This is a genomic window from Aquamicrobium sp. YD-1-mutant5, from assembly GCF_059509755.1.
The window spans coordinates 174,019-191,251 of sequence record NZ_JCAKKP010000004.1; the positions used below are offsets into that span (position 1 = coordinate 174,019).

14 protein-coding genes are annotated in these 17,233 nt (G+C 63.2%); 5 read left to right on the forward strand and 9 right to left on the reverse strand.

What is annotated here, in order from left to right:
* Positions 1-12: 12 nt before the first annotated feature.
* A complete protein-coding gene (locus tag AC5XE7_RS08550; RefSeq protein ID WP_239800206.1) occupies positions 13-321 on the forward strand; it encodes a DUF1244 domain-containing protein in 309 nt (102 codons plus the stop codon).
* Between the two features lie 20 nt (positions 322-341).
* The gene (locus AC5XE7_RS08555; RefSeq protein WP_495365872.1) at positions 342-1,181 is read left to right on the forward strand and encodes an aldo/keto reductase; all 840 of its coding nucleotides are present in this window, start codon (positions 342-344) and stop codon (positions 1,179-1,181) included.
* A gap of 31 nt (positions 1,182-1,212) precedes the next feature.
* On the opposite strand, the gene map is transcribed toward AC5XE7_RS08555, so the two are convergent.
* Both map and AC5XE7_RS08565 read right to left on the reverse strand, forming a co-directional pair.
* Complete coding sequence (map, locus tag AC5XE7_RS08560) at positions 1,213-1,965, reverse strand: type I methionyl aminopeptidase (protein WP_495365662.1); 753 nt, start codon at positions 1,963-1,965, stop codon at positions 1,213-1,215.
* A 63-nt stretch (positions 1,966-2,028) separates the two neighbouring features.
* A complete protein-coding gene (locus AC5XE7_RS08565) occupies positions 2,029-2,616 on the reverse strand; it encodes a TetR/AcrR family transcriptional regulator (protein WP_495365663.1) in 588 nt (195 codons plus the stop codon).
* An 86-nt stretch (positions 2,617-2,702) separates the two neighbouring features.
* Between AC5XE7_RS08565 and AC5XE7_RS08570 the strand changes: the two genes are divergently transcribed.
* Positions 2,703-3,494 carry a crotonase/enoyl-CoA hydratase family protein gene (locus tag AC5XE7_RS08570; protein ID WP_495365664.1) on the forward strand — a complete coding sequence of 264 codons (792 nt, stop codon included), beginning with the start codon at positions 2,703-2,705 and terminating at the stop codon, positions 3,492-3,494.
* Positions 3,495-3,499: 5 nt separating this feature from the next.
* Here the strand turns inward: AC5XE7_RS08570 and mutS are convergent, their stop codons facing one another.
* The gene (mutS, locus tag AC5XE7_RS08575) at positions 3,500-6,244 is read right to left on the reverse strand and encodes a DNA mismatch repair protein MutS (RefSeq protein ID WP_495365873.1); all 2,745 of its coding nucleotides are present in this window, start codon (positions 6,242-6,244) and stop codon (positions 3,500-3,502) included.
* 147 nt (positions 6,245-6,391) lie between these two features.
* On the opposite strand from mutS, the gene AC5XE7_RS08580 reads away from it, so the two are divergent.
* Both AC5XE7_RS08580 and AC5XE7_RS08585 read left to right on the forward strand, forming a co-directional pair.
* Positions 6,392-8,671 (forward strand): NADP-dependent malic enzyme, encoded by a 2,280-nt coding sequence (locus AC5XE7_RS08580; RefSeq protein ID WP_495365665.1) that lies wholly within the window; start codon positions 6,392-6,394, stop codon positions 8,669-8,671.
* 228 nt (positions 8,672-8,899) lie between these two features.
* Positions 8,900-10,273 (forward strand): dicarboxylate/amino acid:cation symporter, encoded by a 1,374-nt coding sequence (locus AC5XE7_RS08585; protein WP_287942497.1) that lies wholly within the window; start codon positions 8,900-8,902, stop codon positions 10,271-10,273.
* A 78-nt stretch (positions 10,274-10,351) separates the two neighbouring features.
* On the opposite strand, the gene AC5XE7_RS08590 is transcribed toward AC5XE7_RS08585, so the two are convergent.
* The 6 genes from AC5XE7_RS08590 to AC5XE7_RS08615 form a co-directional block, all read right to left on the reverse strand.
* Positions 10,352-11,311: a DUF1402 family protein gene (locus AC5XE7_RS08590; protein ID WP_495365666.1), complete on the reverse strand. Its 960-nt coding sequence runs from the start codon at positions 11,309-11,311 to the stop codon at positions 10,352-10,354.
* 176 nt (positions 11,312-11,487) lie between these two features.
* Complete coding sequence (locus tag AC5XE7_RS08595; RefSeq protein ID WP_495365667.1) at positions 11,488-12,333, reverse strand: dipeptide ABC transporter ATP-binding protein; 846 nt, start codon at positions 12,331-12,333, stop codon at positions 11,488-11,490.
* Positions 12,330-13,178, reverse strand: coding sequence for an ABC transporter ATP-binding protein (locus tag AC5XE7_RS08600; protein WP_495365668.1), 849 nt, complete (start codon positions 13,176-13,178; stop codon positions 12,330-12,332). Before AC5XE7_RS08600 ends, AC5XE7_RS08595 begins: the two co-directional genes overlap by 4 nt.
* Complete coding sequence (locus AC5XE7_RS08605; protein ID WP_183826390.1) at positions 13,178-14,086, reverse strand: ABC transporter permease subunit; 909 nt, start codon at positions 14,084-14,086, stop codon at positions 13,178-13,180. Before AC5XE7_RS08605 ends, AC5XE7_RS08600 begins: the two co-directional genes overlap by 1 nt.
* A 10-nt stretch (positions 14,087-14,096) precedes the next feature.
* Positions 14,097-15,101, reverse strand: coding sequence for an ABC transporter permease subunit (locus tag AC5XE7_RS08610; RefSeq protein WP_495365669.1), 1,005 nt, complete (start codon positions 15,099-15,101; stop codon positions 14,097-14,099).
* Between the two features lie 353 nt (positions 15,102-15,454).
* Positions 15,455-17,050, reverse strand: coding sequence for an ABC transporter substrate-binding protein (locus tag AC5XE7_RS08615; RefSeq protein ID WP_495365670.1), 1,596 nt, complete (start codon positions 17,048-17,050; stop codon positions 15,455-15,457).
* Between the last annotated feature and the right edge of the window lie 183 nt (positions 17,051-17,233).

The following is a 17,233-nucleotide window of genomic DNA, read 5'->3' on the forward strand; positions in this document are numbered from 1 at the left end:
GGAGGAACAACGATGACGCAGATCGACGAGAACAGGCAGCGCGACTTCGAAGCGGCCGCCTTCCGCCGTCTGCTCCAGCATCTGCGCGAGCGCACGGACGTGCAGAACATCGACCTGATGAACCTCGCCGGCTTCTGCCGCAACTGCCTTGCCAACTGGTATCGCGAGGCGGCCGAGGCCGGGGGAACGGCTTTGTCAAAAGAAGAGTCGCGCGAGATCGTCTATGGCATGCCCTATGAAGAGTGGCGCGCGCGCTATCAGCTTGAAGCTTCCGACCAGCAGAAAACGGCTTTTGAGCAGAACAGGCCCGCAGATCACTGAAATGCAATTCCGGACGGAGGCTGAAAGTGTCCATTCCAACCACGAAACTGCCCTGTGGCGAGAGCGTGCCGGTCTTCGGTCTCGGCACATGGATGATGGGCGATCACAAAGCCAGCTTCGCCGATGAGGTGGCGGCGTTGCAACTGGGGCTCGACCTTGGTGTCACGCTGATCGACACGGCCGAAATGTATGCCGATGCCGAACTGGTTGTCGGCGAGGCCGTGAAAGGGCGTCGCGACGACCTCTTCATCGTTTCCAAGGTGCTGCCTTCCAATGCCTCGCGGGCCGGGACCATTGCTGCATGCGAGCGTAGCCTCAAACGCCTCGGCACCGACCGCATCGACCTGTACCTGCTGCACTGGCGCGGTGGCGCGCGGCTGGCTGAAACGGTGGCGGCCTTCGAGGAACTGAAAGCGGCCGGAAAAATCCGCCACTGGGGCGTGTCCAACTTCGACACCAGCGACATGGAAGAACTCTCCGGCCTGCCATCCGGCGCGAACTGTCAGGCCAATCAGGTTCTGTACAATCTCAGCCGCCGTGGCATCGAGTTCGATCTTCTGCCATGGAGCCGGCAGCGCAGCATGCCGGTCATGGCCTATTCGCCGATCGAGCAGGGTGCGCTGGCGGAGAATCGCGCGGTTGCAGCCGTGGCTGCCCGCCACGATGCGACCCCGGCGCAGATCGCGCTGGCATGGGTGATGCGCGCCGGTGGCGTCATCGCCATTCCAAAGGCGGTGAAGCCGGACCATGTGCGCCAGAATGTTGCGGCGCTGGACATTACCCTGACCGTGGAAGACCTTGCCGAGCTCGACCGCGCCTTCGCGCCGCCCGCTCGCAAGCGTCCGCTCGAAATGATCTAAAAGCCGGCCCCTGTGGCTTGGCCTGCGGGCTTCAGCCCGGCAGGGTCACGACCACCGGGCCGGAACGGGTCGCCACGATGGTGTGTTCAAACTGCACGGTCGGCGCGCGCGGTTCGCTGTAGAGCGTCCAGTCGTCCTCCTCGCCGTTTTCCGCCCATTCCGCTCCCAGTGAGAGGAACGGCTCGACGGTGAAGACGAGGCCGTCATTGATGATCCGGCGCTCCGAACGGTCCGGCCATGTTGCGATGGATTCGGGCTCTTCATGCAGGGAGCGGCCGACGCCGTGGCTGGCGAGGTTGCGCACCAGCGTGTAGCGGTTCTTCTGCGCGAAGGCGCCGATCGCCTTGCCAATGCCGGAAAGCGGCTTGTCGGCGCCGACCTGCGCGATGCCGGTCCACATGGCGCGCTTGCCGTCGCGGCACAGCCGGTCAATGTTGCGCGCCACCGGCGGCACGGTGAAGGAGGCGCCGGTATCGGCGAAGAAGCCGTTCTTTTCCGCCGATACGTCGATATTGACGAGGTCGCCCTTGCCGATGCGACGGTTGCCCGGAATGCCGTGGGCGATTTCCTCGTTGACGCTGATGCATGTCGCGCCGGGAAAGCTGTAGGTGACTTCAGGACCGGAGCGTGCGCCGGCCTGCTCCAGCAGCTTGCGGCCGAGCTGATCGAGTTCCGCAGTGGTGATGCCGGGCTCCAGAGCCGCACCCATGGCCCTGAGCGTATCGGCAACGATACGGCCGATCTCCTTCAGCGCATCGAATTCGTCTTCGTTTGAAATGGTCATGCGCCTGCGGCCTTCCGTCAATCGATACCCGCACATAGGGCTCGCGCGCTCTGGCGGCAAGCCTCACCGGGCTTCGCGCGCTGCGTTTGCCAGCAGCGTGGCGGCCGCATCGCCGGCGCTTTCGATATAAGCGACGTCGTGATGGACGAGCATAGTGGCGAAAGCGCCATCCATGAGGAGCACGATCTGCCGGGCCAGACGGTCGGCACCGGAAAGCTCTTCGGCGGCGATGATTTCGGCCAGCCACGCTTCCACCCGCTTCTTGTGCGCGCCTGCCGCCTTCACCGCCGGATGGCCCGGCGTGTCGACCAGCTCGGCCGCGATGCGCAGGAAACCGCATCCCTTCCAGCGGCGATGCCGCGCCGCCGTGGCGATGCCGGTAAAGATTGCCCGTATGCGCTCGGGCAGCGCCCCTTGCGCCGCGTCGAAATAGCCGGAGAAGGCCTCCAGATTGGGCTGGTCGCGGGAGGCGAGATAGGCGGCGACGAGGTCGTCCTTGCTGCGGAAATGATAGTAGAGCGTCTTCTTGGTGATGCCGGCCTTTTCCGCCACGGCGTCGACGCTCACCGCGCGGATGCCCTTGCCGTAGAACAGGCTGTTGGCCGCCTTTACGATCCTGTCGCGCGTCGCGTCACTGCTGCTGCGGGCCATTTTTAGTATACCGACTAGTGAGTTTAGATGAGGTGGAGCGGATGCTAGCCCTGCTGGCGCAGACATGCAACGGCACGGAGAACCTCATGACCAGGCAGACAGTTCTGTTCGAGCGGCGCGGCAAGGTCGCCCTGCTCACCCTCAACCGCCCCGAAAAGCTCAACGCACTGAACTACGCCACCAATGACCGCCTTCTGCATCTTTTGGACGAGATCGAGACCGATGACGGCATCGGCGCGGTCATCCTGACCGGGGCCGGGCGTGCCTTCTCGGCCGGCGGCGACATCCACGAGTTTGCGCAGAGCGTACGCGAAGGGGTCGATGTCGCGGTGCGGGAATTCGTGCGGCGGGGGCAGGCGATGACCAGCCGCCTGGAGGCATTTCCGAAGCCGGTCATCGCGGCGGTCAACGGCATCGCCTATGGCGGCGGATGCGAGATCACCGAATCCGTGCATCTGGCCATCGCCAGCGAGCGGGCGGTTTTCGCCAAGCCGGAAATCAACATCGGCATTCCGCCGACCTTCGGCGGCACGCAGCGCCTGCCCCGTCTGGCAGGCCGCAAGCGGGCGCTGGAATATCTGCTCACCGGCGACAGCTTCACGCCGGAGCGGGCGCGGGAGATCGGCATCGTCAACAGTGTGGTCGCGCATGACGATCTCATGGATGCCGCCTTCGATCTGGCCGCCCGCATCCTGCGTCACTCCCCGCTGGCTTCGGCACGCATCCTCACGGCTGTGACGCGCGGCCTCAATGCCACCATCGGCGAGGGATTGCAGATCGAAAGCGAGCAGTTTGCCCGCATGGCCGCCACATCCGACATCCATGAAGGGCTGGATGCGTGGATCGGACGTCGTCCGCCAGTCTACGCCGGCAGCTAAAGCTTTCAGGCGCTTGCCAGTCCCTTCAGCCGGTAGAGCGCTTCCAGCGCCTCGCGTGGCGTCATCTCGTCGGGGTGCATCGCTTCCAGCGCTTGCGAAAGCGCGTCGGAGCGCGGAGCGGGTTTGGTCGTCTCGCGCTTCACGGCGGCCGAAAACAGCGGCAGGTCGTCGATCAGACGCTCTGCCTTGCCGGAAACCTCGCCGGCTTCGAGCTGGTGCAGCACCTCGCGGGCACGCGCCACCACGGCTTCCGGCAGCCCGGCGAGACGGGCGACCTGCACGCCATAGCTGCGGTCGGCGGCACCTTTGCCCACCTCGTGCAGGAAGACGACGTCGCCTTCCCATTCCTTCACCCGCATGGTGACGTTGTGCAGGCGGGAAAGCTTTTCCGCCAGTGCCGTCATCTCGTGGAAATGGGTGGCGAAGACCGCCCGGCAACGGTTCTGCTCATGCAGATATTCCACCGCCGCCCAGGCGATGGAGAGGCCGTCGAAGGTAGCGGTGCCGCGTCCGATCTCGTCGAGGATGACCAGCGAGCGCTCGCCGGCCTGATTGAGGATCGCTGCCGTTTCCACCATCTCGACCATGAAGGTCGAACGTCCGCGCGCCAGATCGTCGGATGCGCCGACGCGGGAGAACAGCCGGTCGACGACGCCGATATGCGCCTTCGTGGCCGGCACGAATGAGCCGGTCTGGGCGAGAATGGCGATCAGCGCATTCTGGCGCAGGAAGGTCGATTTACCGCCCATGTTGGGGCCGGTCAGCAGCCAGATCGCCCCGTGCCTGCCGTCGCCTTCGGGCGAAAGGTTGCAGTCATTGGCCACGAACGGACCTTCGCCAAGGCGGCGCAACGCCTGCTCGACCACCGGATGGCGACCACCCTCGATCTCGAAGGCGAGGCTTGCATCGACCTGCGGCCGGCACCAGCCTTCGCGTTCGGCCAGCAGCGCCAACGCCGCCGAAACGTCGAGCACGGCCAGCGCATCGGCACCGGCGCGGATCGTCTCCGCCTCAGCCACCGCTTCCTTCACCAGCGCCTCGAACACGGCAAGCTCGATGGTCAGCGCACGGGCCGCCGCATTGGCGATCCTGCTCTCCAGCCCCGCCAGCTCGGTGGTGGTGAAGCGCATGGCGTTGGCCATGGTCTGGCGGTGGATGAAGCGGGCCTTGGCCTCGTCCGTACCGTTCATCACCGCCTGATGGTTGGCCGTCACCTCGATATAGTAGCCGAGCACATTGTTGTGCCGGATTTTCAGCGAGCGGATGCCTGTCTCTTCGGCCAGATCGCGCTCCATGGCGGCGATCACGCGTCGGGACTCGTCGCGCAGCGCCCGCATCTCGTCGAGTTCGGCATCGTAGCCGGCGCGCACGAAGCCGCCGTCGCGTTTGATCAACGGCAACTCATCGCCCAGCGCCAGTTGCAGATGCTGCGCCAGCCCCGAGGGGAGGGCGGCGATGGCGCGTAAAGCGTCTCCGATCTCATCCGGCACCTTGGTGCCGGCGAATATGTCGGCGATTGCGGAAGCCGCCGCCAGACCCGACCGCAACGCGCCGAGATCGCGCGGGCCGCCGCGGTTGAGCGCCAGCCGCGACAGGGCGCGCGGCATGTCCGCCACGCCCTTCAATGCCGCCCGCAGCGCTTCGCCAGGGCGCGGTTCGGACCGGAAGAAGGAAACCGAATCGAGGCGCGCCGCGATCGCTGCCGGATCGGTCAGCGGGGCCGTCAGCCGATCGGCGAGAAGGCGCGCGCCGCCGCCGGTGACGGTGCGGTCGATGGCCTTGAACAGAGAGCCCTCGCGATGGCCCGAAAGCGTGCGCAAAAGCTCCAGATTGGCGCGCGTCGCCGGGTCGATGAACAGCGTCGCGCCGCTTTCTTCGCGCTCGGGCCGCGACAGGGGTGGCCGCTCCGCCTTCTGGGTCTTCTCGACATAGGCGATGATGCCGGAGATGGCCGACAGCTCGGCGCGGCCGAAGGTGCCGAAACTGTCCGGCGTCGCCACCTCGAAGAAGCGGGCGATGCGGGCGGGCGCCGAGGTGGAATCGAACAGGCTGGAAGGCTGCGGATTGGCAACGCGCCCCAGCACGTCGAAGACGGGTTTCAGCTCCGGATCGTAAAACACCGGCTCGGCCACGATCAGCTCGCGCGGATCGACGCGCAATATGTCAGCCAGCAGCCGGTCATGCGTGGTTTCCGCGACCCGGAAGGCGCCAGTGGAAATGTCTATCCAGGCAAGCGCATGAGCCTGGTCGGCCGTACCCTTCACCCGCCCGAGCGCCATCAGGAAATTCGATTCGGCCGGCGCCAGCAGTTTATCTTCAGTAATCGTGCCGGGCGTCACCAGCCGGATCACGTCGCGCCGCACCACCGATTTGGAGCCGCGCTTCTTCGCCTCCGCCGGGTCCTCGATCTGCTCGCACACGGCGACGCGGAAGCCGAGCGCGATCAGCTTCTGCAGATAGTCGTCGGCGGCATGCACCGGCACGCCGCACATGGGAATGTCCTGCCCCTGATGCTTGCCGCGCCTGGTCAGGACGATGCCGAGCGCCTGCGCCGCCTTTTCCGCGTCGTCGAAGAACAGTTCGTAGAAATCGCCCATGCGATAGAACAGCAGCGAATCAGGGTTCGCCGACTTGATCTCGATATATTGCTCCATCATCGGCGTAGCGCCGGCCGTTGCCGGCGCGGGCATCGGCGTAGCACCGGCTGTTGCCGGCACGGCTTGTGTCACGCTGTCGGGACGCACGGGCATGTCGTGGTTCAAGAAACTGTTTCCAAAATTTCTATATGCATTGGCTTGGCGCTTTACGGCGGGGAAGTGTAGCCTTAATTGCGCAAACTCCACAAAAACAAGTCGCGGCGGGAGCAACAGCCGCATCGGTGAGGAAACCTTTAGCACATGCCCAGCATAAACGAGAACGCGAGCCCCTCAGTCAGCCCCGAGGAGGCGCTGGAATTCCACGCGCGCGGCCGTCCGGGCAAGCTGGAAATCATGCCGACCAAGCCGATGGCGACGCAGCGCGACCTGTCGCTCGCCTATTCGCCGGGCGTCGCCGTTCCGGTGAAGGCGATCGCCGAAGATCCTTCGCGCGCCTTCGACTACACCGCCCGCGGCAACATGGTGGCGGTGATTTCCAACGGCACCGCCATTCTGGGTCTCGGCAATCTCGGCGCGCTCGCCTCCAAGCCGGTGATGGAAGGCAAGGCGGTGCTGTTCAAGCGCTTCGCCGATGTCGATTCCATCGATCTGGAAATCGACACCGAGGATGCCGACGCCTTCATCAACAGCGTGCGCTATCTCGGCCCCTCCTTTGGCGGCATCAATCTGGAGGACATCAAGGCGCCGGAATGCTTCATCATCGAACAGCGCCTGCGCGAGCTCATGGACATTCCCGTCTTCCATGACGACCAGCACGGCACCGCCATCATCTCCGCCGCCGGCCTGATCAACGCGCTGGAGATCACCGGCCGCGACATGAAGACGACGAAGCTCGTCTGCAACGGTGCCGGTTCCGCCGGCATCGCCTGCATCGAACTGATCAAGGCGATGGGCTTTGCGCCGGAAAACGTCATCCTGTGCGACACCAAGGGCGTCGTCTATCAGGGCCGTCAGGAAGGCATGAACCAGTGGAAGTCCGCGCACGCTGTAAAGACGGATGCGCGCACGCTGGCCGAGGCCATGGACGGTGCCGACGTCTTCTTCGGCCTCTCCGCCAAGGGCGCGCTGACGCCAACCATGGTGGAATCGATGGCGAAAAACCCCATCATCTTCGCCATGGCCAACCCGGACCCGGAGATCACCCCGCAGGAAGTGGCCGAGATCCGCACCGACGCCATCATGGCGACCGGCCGTTCGGATTACCCGAACCAGGTCAACAATGTGCTCGGCTTCCCCTACATCTTCCGCGGCGCGCTGGACGTGCAGGCGACCACGATCAACGAGGAGATGAAGATCGCCGCCGCCTATGCGCTGGCCGATCTGGCCAGAAAGGACGTGCCCGACGACGTGGCCGCCGCCTATCAGGGCAACCGGCCGAAATTCGGCCCCAACTACATCATCCCCGTGCCGTTCGATCCGCGCCTGATCTCCGCCATACCGCTGGCGGTGGCGAAGGCCGCGATGGAAACCGGGGTAGCGCGCCGTCCCATCGTCAACCTCGACCGCTACGCGCAGGAGCTTTCCGCCCGCCGCGATCCGATCGCGTCCACCCTGCAGCGCATCTACGACCGCGTGCGCCGCCAGCCCAAGCGCATCGTCTTCGCCGAGGGCGAGGAAGAGCAGGTCATGCGCGCCGCCGTCTCCTACGTCAACCAGGGGCTGGGCACCGCGATCCTGCTGGGGCGCGACGACATCATCAAGGAAAATGCCCGCAATGCCGGCATCGACCTCAACAAGCCCAACATCGAGATCATCAATGCGCGCCTGTCGCGCCGCAACGCTGTCTATGCCGATTATCTCTATGAGCGCATGCAGAGGAAGGGCCACCTGTTCCGCGATTGCCAGCGCCTCATCAACAACGACCGCAATCATTTCGCTGCCTGCATGGTGGCGCTGGGCGACGCCGACGGCATCGTCACCGGCGTCACCCGCAACTATTCGACGGCGCTGGAAGATGTGCGCCGGGTCATCGACGCAAAGCCCGGCCATTGCGTCATCGGCGCCTCGATCGTGCTGTCGCGCGGCCGCACGGTGATCGTCGCCGACACTGCCGTGCATGACATGCCGAATGCGCAGCAGATCGCCGACATTGCCGAGGAAGCGGCCAATTTCGCGCGGCGTATGGGCTATGAGCCCCGCGTCGCCATGCTCGCCTATTCCACCTTCGGTCATCCGCAGGGCGAGCGCTCGGAGCGCATCCAGGAGGCGGTCAAGCTTCTGGACAAGCGCCGCGTCGATTTCGAGTATGACGGTGAAATGGCGGCCGACGTGGCCCTCAACCCCGCCGCCATGCAGCAATACCCCTTTATGCGCCTGACCGCGCCGGCGAACGTTCTGGTCATGCCGGCATTCCACTCGGCTTCCATCGCCACCAAGATGCTGCAGGAACTGGGCGGCTCGACCGTCATCGGCCCCCTGCTCGTTGGTCTCAACAAGCCGGTGCAGATCGTGCCGCTGAATGCCAAGGACAGCGACATCGTCAACATGGCGGCGATCGCAGCCTTCTCCGCCGGAAGCTGATTTTCCTCAGGACGGCCGTGATTGCGCGGCCGTCCTGCCTCGGGAGAAATGCCCGGGCATGAAGAATTTATTTTCTCACAAGTTTTACAAGTGAGAAATAATTTCTATCATCCCTGATTTTGCCAAAAATTCATCCGGTGAACGCGGAAGCGCTCCATTGTAAATTCCGGCCAATCCCGTATTGGCATGCCGGGACCCGATCCGGCACGCCTGAAAGAAGGTCCGGACATGTCTTCCTCCACCCCATCCGTTTCGCGTTCCCCGCGCGAACCCAAACCGCTTTATGCGTCCTTCGGCTTCCAGGTGCTTGTCGCCATGGTGGTCGGCCTTGCGCTCGGTTATGTCGCCCGCCAGATGGGCCCCGATGCCGCCGGCAACGCCAACTGGCTGACGGTGACGCTGTCGACCATCGGCTCGTCCTTCGTCTCCCTGCTCAGGGCGCTGGTTCCGGTGCTCGTCTTCACCGCCATCGTCGCGTCCATCGCCAATCTGCGTGAACTGAACAACGCTGCCCGGCTGGTCTGGCAGACGCTCATCTGGTTCGCCATCACCGCGCTGATCGCCGTGGTCATCGGCATCGCGCTCGGCCTCATCCTCCAGCCCGGCCTGCACACCGCCGTGACCGAAAGTGCGGCGCGCGCGCCGTCCTCGACGGGGAGCTGGCTCGACTTCCTGAAGGGCCTCATCCCCTCCAACATCCTCGGCCTTTCGGCATCGACCAGAGTGACCGATGGCGGCGCTTCGACCAGCCTCAGCTTCAACGTGCTGCAGATACTGGTGATCTCGATCGCCGTCGGCGTGGCGGCCCTGCGCGTCGGCCCGGCCGCCGATGCTTTCCTCGCCTTCAACCGCTCCTTCCTGAAGGTCGTCCACAAGCTGCTGTGGTGGGTCATCCGCCTCACGCCCATCGGCACCATCGGCCTGCTCGGCAATGCGGTCGCCGTCTATGGCTGGGATGCGCTGGCGCAGCTCGGCTGGTATTCGGCAGCCATCTATATCGGCCTCGCGCTGGTGCTGTTCGTGGTCTATCCGGTGCTGCTCGGCGCCAACGGGCTCAATCCGCTGCGCTTCTTCCAGGGCGCGTGGCCGGCGATCCAGCTTGCCTTCGTGTCGCGCTCGTCCATCGGCACCCTGCCGCTGACCGAACAGGTGACGGAGAACAATCTCGGCGTGCCGCGCGAATATGCGGCCTTCGCCGTGCCGCTCGGCGCCACCACCAAGATGGACGGCTGCGCCTCGATCTATCCGGCGATCTCTGCCATCTTCGTGGCCCAGTTCTTCGGCATCGATCTCGGCATTCAGGACTATCTGCTGATCGTCTTCGTCTCTGTCATCGGCTCCGCCGCCACCGCCGGCCTCACCGGCGCCACGGTGATGCTGACGCTGACATTGTCGACGCTTGGCCTGCCGCTGGAAGGTGTGGGCCTCCTGCTGGCGGTCGATCCGATCCTCGACATGGGCCGCACGGCCGTGAATGTGGCCGGACAGGCACTGGTGCCGACCATCGTCGCCAAGCGTCAGGGCATTCTCGATCAAGCCGCTTATGATCGCGGCGAGATCGTCGAGCCCGACAGCAGCCCGGCAGCGGTGCCCGCTGAATAAAGCCTCTCATTCAGAAAAAAGCCGGGACGGTGTTGAGCCGTCCCGGCTTTTTATTGTGCTGAGGACTGCGGTGCGGGGTCAGAAGAGGTTCTTGAGTTCATCCAGCCGGTCGTTGACCAGCCAGCCATAGTAGTTCTCCTGCGGCAGCTTGGGAGACTGGCCTGCCGCGGCGCGCCGGGCATTTTCAGCCCGCAGTGCCTGCGCCCGGCTCTCGGGATCGCCGATATTGTAGAGAGTGGATGTGATGCCGGGGTTCTGGGAAATGTCGAAGCCTGCGATGCGCTTGTAGGCATCGATGGAATTGCGCACGACCGCCGCCACATATGGCAGGGTCAGATCCGGATCCATGATGGTCTTGTAGACCTGGTTGGGGTCGCGCATATCCAGCTTCGGCAGGCCTGAGACGCGGTTCACCATGTCGCTCATCTGCAGTGCGGTCAGCGGGTTGAGTTGGCCGAGGCCGAAGGTCTGTCCGGCATAGAGGGGCTGGAAGAAGGTGGCTCCGAAGCGGTCGTTCGGGAAGCTCTTGCCGCCCACCGTCTTGCCGCGGAACGATTTGTTCCACACTCGCTCGCGGCATTGCCACAGCGTATCGCTTTCGGTCTTGCCGTCGCAGGCGTCGAACTCGGGTCGTTGCACGAAGTCGGAAACGTCCTCGCTCTTGTAGGAGAAGGTCAGGCGGTTGGAGAGATAGGAAATCGCCTTGACGTAATAGGTTTGCAGCCGGTCATAGGCGTCGACATTGTAGGTGTGCTCGCCGACGATGGCCCCGACCACATGGATGGGCTCGATGCCATAGGCCGCCGACACCTGCTTTATCTTGGCTCGCAGGGCGGCATCGTTCTTCAACAGCGCATAGATCTTGCGGTACTTGGCCTGAAAGGTGGTGCTCGTCGCCTGCGTTCGCCGGCTCGACGCACCGGGAATGGGCGGCTGTTCGACCGAACGGTTGCCCGCGGGCACCAGCGTGGCGGCCTTCACAGGCAGGACGACGGCGGCCGCCAACAGGGCGATTGCGACGGGTATGAATTTTTTCATGCGTGCTGCCTGAGGATGGATGCCGCACAAACTATGAAAACAGGGCGTCCAAGTCGAGGCCGTATGCGCGCTGACAGCACAGACGAGGCGTTGCGTTGCATAAATGTGGCAATGAAGGGGGCGGGGAAGGCATCCGGGACGGCAGGAGACCTGCCATCCCGGCTGAAGTTCATGGCTCAGGCGGCGTTCCTGCGCGCCAGCCTTGCCTTGATGCTCTCCACGTCGGCGCGCGGCGTCGCGGCGAACAGCGTCTTGGTGTAGCTGTGCTGCGGGTCGGAGAACACCGCCTCGCGCGAGCCATATTCGACCGCTTCGCCGAAATACATCACCATCACTTCGTCGGCGATGTAGCGCACCACCGAAAGATCGTGGCTGATGAAGATGTAGGTGAGGCCGAATTCGTCCTGCAGATCGGCAAGCAGGTTCAGCACCTGCGCCTGCACTGAAAGGTCGAGCGCCGACACCGGCTCGTCCAGCACCAGAAGCGACGGGTTGAGCATCAGCGCGCGCGCAATGGCGATGCGCTGGCGCTGGCCGCCGGAGAACATGTGCGGATAGCGGTTGTAGTGCTCGGTGCCGAGACCGACCTTCTTCAGCATGGTCATGGCGCGTTCGCGCCGCTCATCCGCCTTCACGTTCGTGTTGATGACCAGCGGTTCGCACAATATGTCGCCGATCTTCTGGCGCGGATTGAGTGAACCGTACGGGTTCTGGAACACGATCTGCACCTTGCGGCGCATGTCCGGCGTCAGCGCCTCTGCGGCGATGTCGACCTTGTTGCCCTCGATCAGCAGCTTGCCAGACGTTGCCGGATCGATCAGCGTGATGATGCGCGCCAGCGTGGACTTGCCGCAGCCGCTCTCGCCGACGATGGCCAGCGTCTTGCCTTTCTCGACGCTGAACGAGACGCCCTTGACCGCATGAACGGTGCGGGCCGGCGTGAACAGCCCGCCGCGCACATGGTAGTCGCGCCTGATGTCCCGGCCTTCGACGATGACGGTGCGTGTGGGTTCTGTGCTCATCGTGCGGCTCCCGGAGCAGGCTCGAACATCATGTCGGAAATGGTCGGCAGGCGGTCTCCGACGGCATTTTCCGGCAGGGCGGCGAGCAGGGCGCGTGTGTAGTTGCTTTTCGGATTCTCGAACAGCGACAGCACATCCGCCTCTTCCATCTTGCGTCCGCGATACTGCACGACGACGCGGTCCGCCGTTTCGGCCACGACACCCATGTTGTGGGTGATCATGATCAGGCCCATGCCGTTTTCCGCCTGAAGCTTCATCAGGAGATCAAGGATCTGCTTCTGGATGGTGACGTCGAGGGCGGTGGTCGGCTCGTCGGCGATCAGCAGCTTCGGATTGCAGGCGATCGCCATGGCGATCATCACGCGCTGGCACTGGCCGCCCGACATCTGGTGCGGATAGGAGCCGAGCCGCTGCTCGGGATCGGGAATGCCGACCAGCGTGAACAGCTCGATGGCGCGGGCCCGGCGCTGGGCCCTGCCCATGCCCATGTGAAAGCGCAGCACCTCCTCGATCTGGAAGCCGACCGTGAAGCAGGGGTTGAGGCTGGCGATCGGCTCCTGGAAGATCATGGCGATGTCCTTGCCCACGATCCTGCGCCGCTGGGTGGCATCGAGGCCAGGAAGATCGATGCCGTTGAAGGCCATGCGGTCGGCTTTCACGGTGGCGGACTTCGGCAGCAGCCCCATCACCGCCAGCATCGACACCGACTTCCCGGAGCCGGATTCACCGACGATGGCCAGCACTTCGCCGGCATCGACGGTGATGTCGATGCCCTGAACGGCCATGAACGGGCCGGTGGATGTCTCGAAAGAGACGGTGAGGTTCCTGATTTCGAGAAGTGACATCACGACCTCTTGAGCTTGGGATCGAGTGCGTCGCGCAGGCCGTCGCCAACCAGATTGATGGCCAGCACGGTGACGAGAATCGCGATGCCGGGGAAGGTCACCACCCACCATGCGCGCATGATGAATTCGCGGGCTTCGGCCAGCATGGTTCCCCATTCCGGCGTCGGCGGCTGCGCCCCCATGCCGAGGAAGCCGAGGGCGGCCGCGTCGAGAATGGCGTTGGAGAAGGAGAGCGTACCCTGAACGATGAGCGGCGCAAGGCAATTCGGCAGAATGGTCCTGAACATCAGCCTGAGGTGCCCGGCCCCTGCCACCTTGGCGGCAACCACATAGTCCCTGTTTTTCTCGGCCATCACCGCAGCGCGCGTGAGGCGCACGAAATGCGGTTGCAGCACCAGCGCGATGGCGATCATCGCATTGGTCAGGCCCGGCCCCAGAACCGCGACCAGCACAAGCGCCAGAAGCAGCGACGGAAAGGCGAGGATGATGTCCATCAGGCGCATGATGACGGTGTCGACCCAGCCCCTGCAATAGCCGGCGATGACCCCGACGATGATGCCGCCGGTGAGCGCCAGCGTGGTGACGATCGTGCCGATGAACAGCGAGTAGCGGGTGCCGTGGATGAGGCGCGAGAGAATGTCGCGGCCCACGGGATCGGTGCCGAGCAGGAAGCTGGCATTGCCCCCTTCCATCCATACCGGCGGTATCAGCACGGCATCGCGATATTGCTCCGCGGCTCCGTGTGGCGCCAGCCACGGCGCCAGCAGCGCCACGATTACCAGCCCGATGAAAACCCACAGCCCGATGACGGCTCCGCGGTTTTCGGAGAAGTAGAACCAGAATTCGGCGAAACGGGCCTTCAGGGAAGGATCGGTTCCGATGCCGGCAGCAGTTGTTGTGTCTGTCATGGTGCGGCCCTCAATTCCGTATGCGCGGGTTGATGAGGCCGTAGAGAAGGTCGACGACCAGATTGACCACCATGATGATGGCTGCGATCAGCAGAAGTCCGCCCTGGATCACCGCATAGTCGCGCCGCGATACCGAATCGACCATCCATTTGCCGATGCCCGGCCAGGAAAAAATGGTCTCGGTCAGAATGGCGCCTGCCATCAGCACGCCCACCTGCAGGCCGATCGTGGTTATGACCGGGATCATGGCATTGCGCAGCGAGTGGATGCCGATCACGCGGAAAGTCGACAGCCCCTTGGCGCGGGCGGTGCGCACGTAGTCCTCGCCGAGAACTTCAAGCATGGCCGAACGCGTCTGACGGGCAATCACTGCGAGCGGAATGGTGCTGAGCACGATCGAAGGCAGGATCAGGTGGCTGACGGCCGACTTGAAAGCCCCGCTTTGCCCGGACAGCAGCGAGTCGATCAGCATAAAGCCGGTGACCGGCGGGAAGAAGAACATCATCGATATGCGTCCCGACACCGGCGTCCACTGCAAGGTGCCTGCAAACAGCATGATGAGCAGCAGACCCCACCAGAAGATCGGCATGGAATAACCGACAAGGGCCACGCCCATCACCGACTGATCGAAGAAGGAGCCGCGTTTGGTGGCCGCGATGATGCCGGCGGGAATGCCGATGACGACGGCGATGATGATGGCGCAGATCGACAATTCAAGCGTAGCCGGAAACAGTGCGAAAAACTGATCCAGTATCGGCTTCTTGGTGACGATCGATGTCCCGAAATCGCCGGTCAGAACACCGCCGATATAATCGAAATACTGGACGATCAGCGGCCGGTCGAAGCCGAGCCTGTGCATCATTTCTGCATGGCGCTCCGGCGACATCACGCGCTCGCCCGAAAGCAGCGCGACCGGATCGCCCGGCAAAAGCCTGATGAAGGAGAATGCGATAATCGAGACCCCGAAAAAGGTCGGGATCAGGACGGCCAGCCGTCCAAGTAGAAAACGAAGCATGACGAACCTTCGCGTTGCCCTGTCAAAGGGGCGCTTCTAGCAACTTCCTGCCGGCTCAGAACCTCTGCGGGAAAGCTATGTTGGTCTTGAGGACTGACCGCTTTCCCCGAAGCGCGGACCTTCCCTGACTATATGTTTTCAGCAATTCCGGCAGCAAACCGCTGGGCGGTTATGCTGCCTTCAATTGCGCCGTGAAGCCTGCCCCCGGTTTCCCGGAATTGAACGCAAGCACACAGAGAGCCTTCGGGTTCGCTCTGCGTGCTTGCGATGCATTTCTGGCTTTACCCCAAAAGGGCTCTTGCTTCATGGCAAAAAGGCGCCCGGGTTGCGGGCGCCTCGTTTGCCTGACCGGCTTACTCGACGAGGTCGACGCCCTCGAAGGCGAAGTCGCCGAGCGGGCTCTGGTGGAAGCCTTCGACTTCCTTGCGCATCGGCACGACCGACAGCGAGTGGTCGAGCGTGGCCCACGGAGCTTCGCGCTTGAAGACTTCCTGTGCCTGCTCGTAGAGCTTGACGCGCTCGTCCTGATCGGTGGTGACCTTGGCCTTCAGGACGAGGTCGTTGAATTCTTCGTTGCACCACTGCGCGCGGTTGTTGCCGCCCACGGCGTCACAGCCGAGAAGAGTGTGGAGGAAGTTGTCCGGGTCGCCATTGTCGCCGGTCCAGCCGAGGATCACAGCTCCGTCGCGATCCTTGGCCTTGGCGCGGTCGAGATATTCGGCCCATTCATAAGAGACGATTTCGACCTTGACGCCAACCTTGGCGAAGTCGGCCTGAATCAGCTCGGCCGCCCGGCGCGCGTTGAGCATGTAGGGGCGCGAAACCGGCATCGCCCAGACCTTCATGGAAAGGTCCTTGATGCCCGCTTCTTCCAGCATCTTTTTGGCGGCGTCCGGATCGTACGGGTCGTCCTTGATGCTGTCGTTGTACGACCACATGGTCGGCGGGATCGGGTTCTTGGCTTCGATGGCCGCACCCTGGAACACGGCGTCAACGATGGCCTTTTTGTTGATGGCAGCGTTGAGCGCTCTGCGCACCTCGGCCTTATCAAAGGGAGCCTGCATGGTGTTGTAGGCGAGATAGGCTATGTTCAGGCCTTCCTGCTCCATCACCTTCAGGTTAGGATCGGCCTTCATGGCTTCCACGTCGGCGGCGTTCGGGAACGGCATCAGGTGGCACTCGCCGGCCTTCAGCTTCTGATAGCGGACCGAAGCGTCGGTGGTGATTGCGAAGACGAGATCGTCGATCTTCTGCTTTCCACCCCAGTAATCAGGGTTGGCCTTGTAACGGATGACCGCGTCCTGCTGATAGGCGACGAAGGAAAACGGACCGGTGCCGAGCGGCATCTGGTTCATCTGGTTCATCTGGCCGTCGGCTTCGAGCTTGTCGGCATATTCCTTGGACAGGATCGACATGAAGGGCATCGCCAGATTGGCGAGGAAAGGCGCTTCCGGCTGGTTCAGAATGATCTTGACGGTCTGATCGTCAACCTTCTCGACCGACTTGATCAGCGTCGGGAAGCCCATGCCTTCGGAATATTCCCAGGAGGCACCCGCCACATACTGGTTCCAGGGATTGTTCTTGTTCAGTTGGCGATCGAAGGAGAATACCACGTCATCGGCATTGAGATCGCGCGATGGGGTGAAAAAGTCGGTCGTCTGGAATTTGGTGCCCTGACGAAGCTTGAACGTGTATTCAAGGCCATCGTCGGAAATTTCCCAGCTCTCGGCGAGACCGGGCTGCGTCTCAGTCGTGCCCGGTTTGAATTCGAGCAGGCGGTTGTAAACCGTATGCGCAGCAGCGTCGAAGGTGGTGCCGGCTGAATACATGCCCGGATCGAAGCCTTCCGGCGATCCTTCCGAGCAATATACAAACGTTTTTGCGTTGGCTACTCCACCCATGACGGTTGCAGCAAGCAATGCTGCTGCAAGTGTCAGCTTCCTGTTCATTGAGGACTCCCTGATATTGATCCAAGCCCCTGTAATCAGCCTGGAGAAGGTTGCATATAAGCACCGATTTGTCGGCTTTGGAACTCCTTCTCGATCTGCCTTTACGTCAACCGAATAAAATTTCGCAGATCGGCCTGTTGACGTAATTTTCAATCCCTTCAGATCTTGCGGGCGATCTGTCGT

Excerpts from the sequence above, each read along its gene's own strand:
- AC5XE7_RS08550 (WP_239800206.1), top strand. The coding sequence starts at position 13 with ATGACGCAGATCGACGAGAACAGGCAGCGCGACTTCGAAGCGGCCGCC.
- map (WP_495365662.1), bottom strand. The coding sequence starts at position 1,965 with ATGACCATTTCAAACGAAGACGAATTCGATGCGCTGAAGGAGATCGGC.
- AC5XE7_RS08565 (WP_495365663.1), bottom strand. The coding sequence starts at position 2,616 with ATGGCCCGCAGCAGCAGTGACGCGACGCGCGACAGGATCGTAAAGGCG.
- AC5XE7_RS08570 (WP_495365664.1), top strand. The coding sequence starts at position 2,703 with ATGACCAGGCAGACAGTTCTGTTCGAGCGGCGCGGCAAGGTCGCCCTG.
- mutS (WP_495365873.1), bottom strand. The coding sequence starts at position 6,244 with ATGCCCGTGCGTCCCGACAGCGTGACACAAGCCGTGCCGGCAACAGCC.
- AC5XE7_RS08580 (WP_495365665.1), top strand. The coding sequence starts at position 6,392 with ATGCCCAGCATAAACGAGAACGCGAGCCCCTCAGTCAGCCCCGAGGAG.
- AC5XE7_RS08585 (WP_287942497.1), top strand. The coding sequence starts at position 8,900 with ATGTCTTCCTCCACCCCATCCGTTTCGCGTTCCCCGCGCGAACCCAAA.
- AC5XE7_RS08590 (WP_495365666.1), bottom strand. The coding sequence starts at position 11,311 with ATGAAAAAATTCATACCCGTCGCAATCGCCCTGTTGGCGGCCGCCGTC.
- AC5XE7_RS08595 (WP_495365667.1), bottom strand. The coding sequence starts at position 12,333 with ATGAGCACAGAACCCACACGCACCGTCATCGTCGAAGGCCGGGACATC.
- AC5XE7_RS08600 (WP_495365668.1), bottom strand. The coding sequence starts at position 13,178 with ATGTCACTTCTCGAAATCAGGAACCTCACCGTCTCTTTCGAGACATCC.
- AC5XE7_RS08605 (WP_183826390.1), bottom strand. The coding sequence starts at position 14,086 with ATGACAGACACAACAACTGCTGCCGGCATCGGAACCGATCCTTCCCTG.
- AC5XE7_RS08610 (WP_495365669.1), bottom strand. The coding sequence starts at position 15,101 with ATGCTTCGTTTTCTACTTGGACGGCTGGCCGTCCTGATCCCGACCTTT.
- AC5XE7_RS08615 (WP_495365670.1), bottom strand. The coding sequence starts at position 17,050 with ATGAACAGGAAGCTGACACTTGCAGCAGCATTGCTTGCTGCAACCGTC.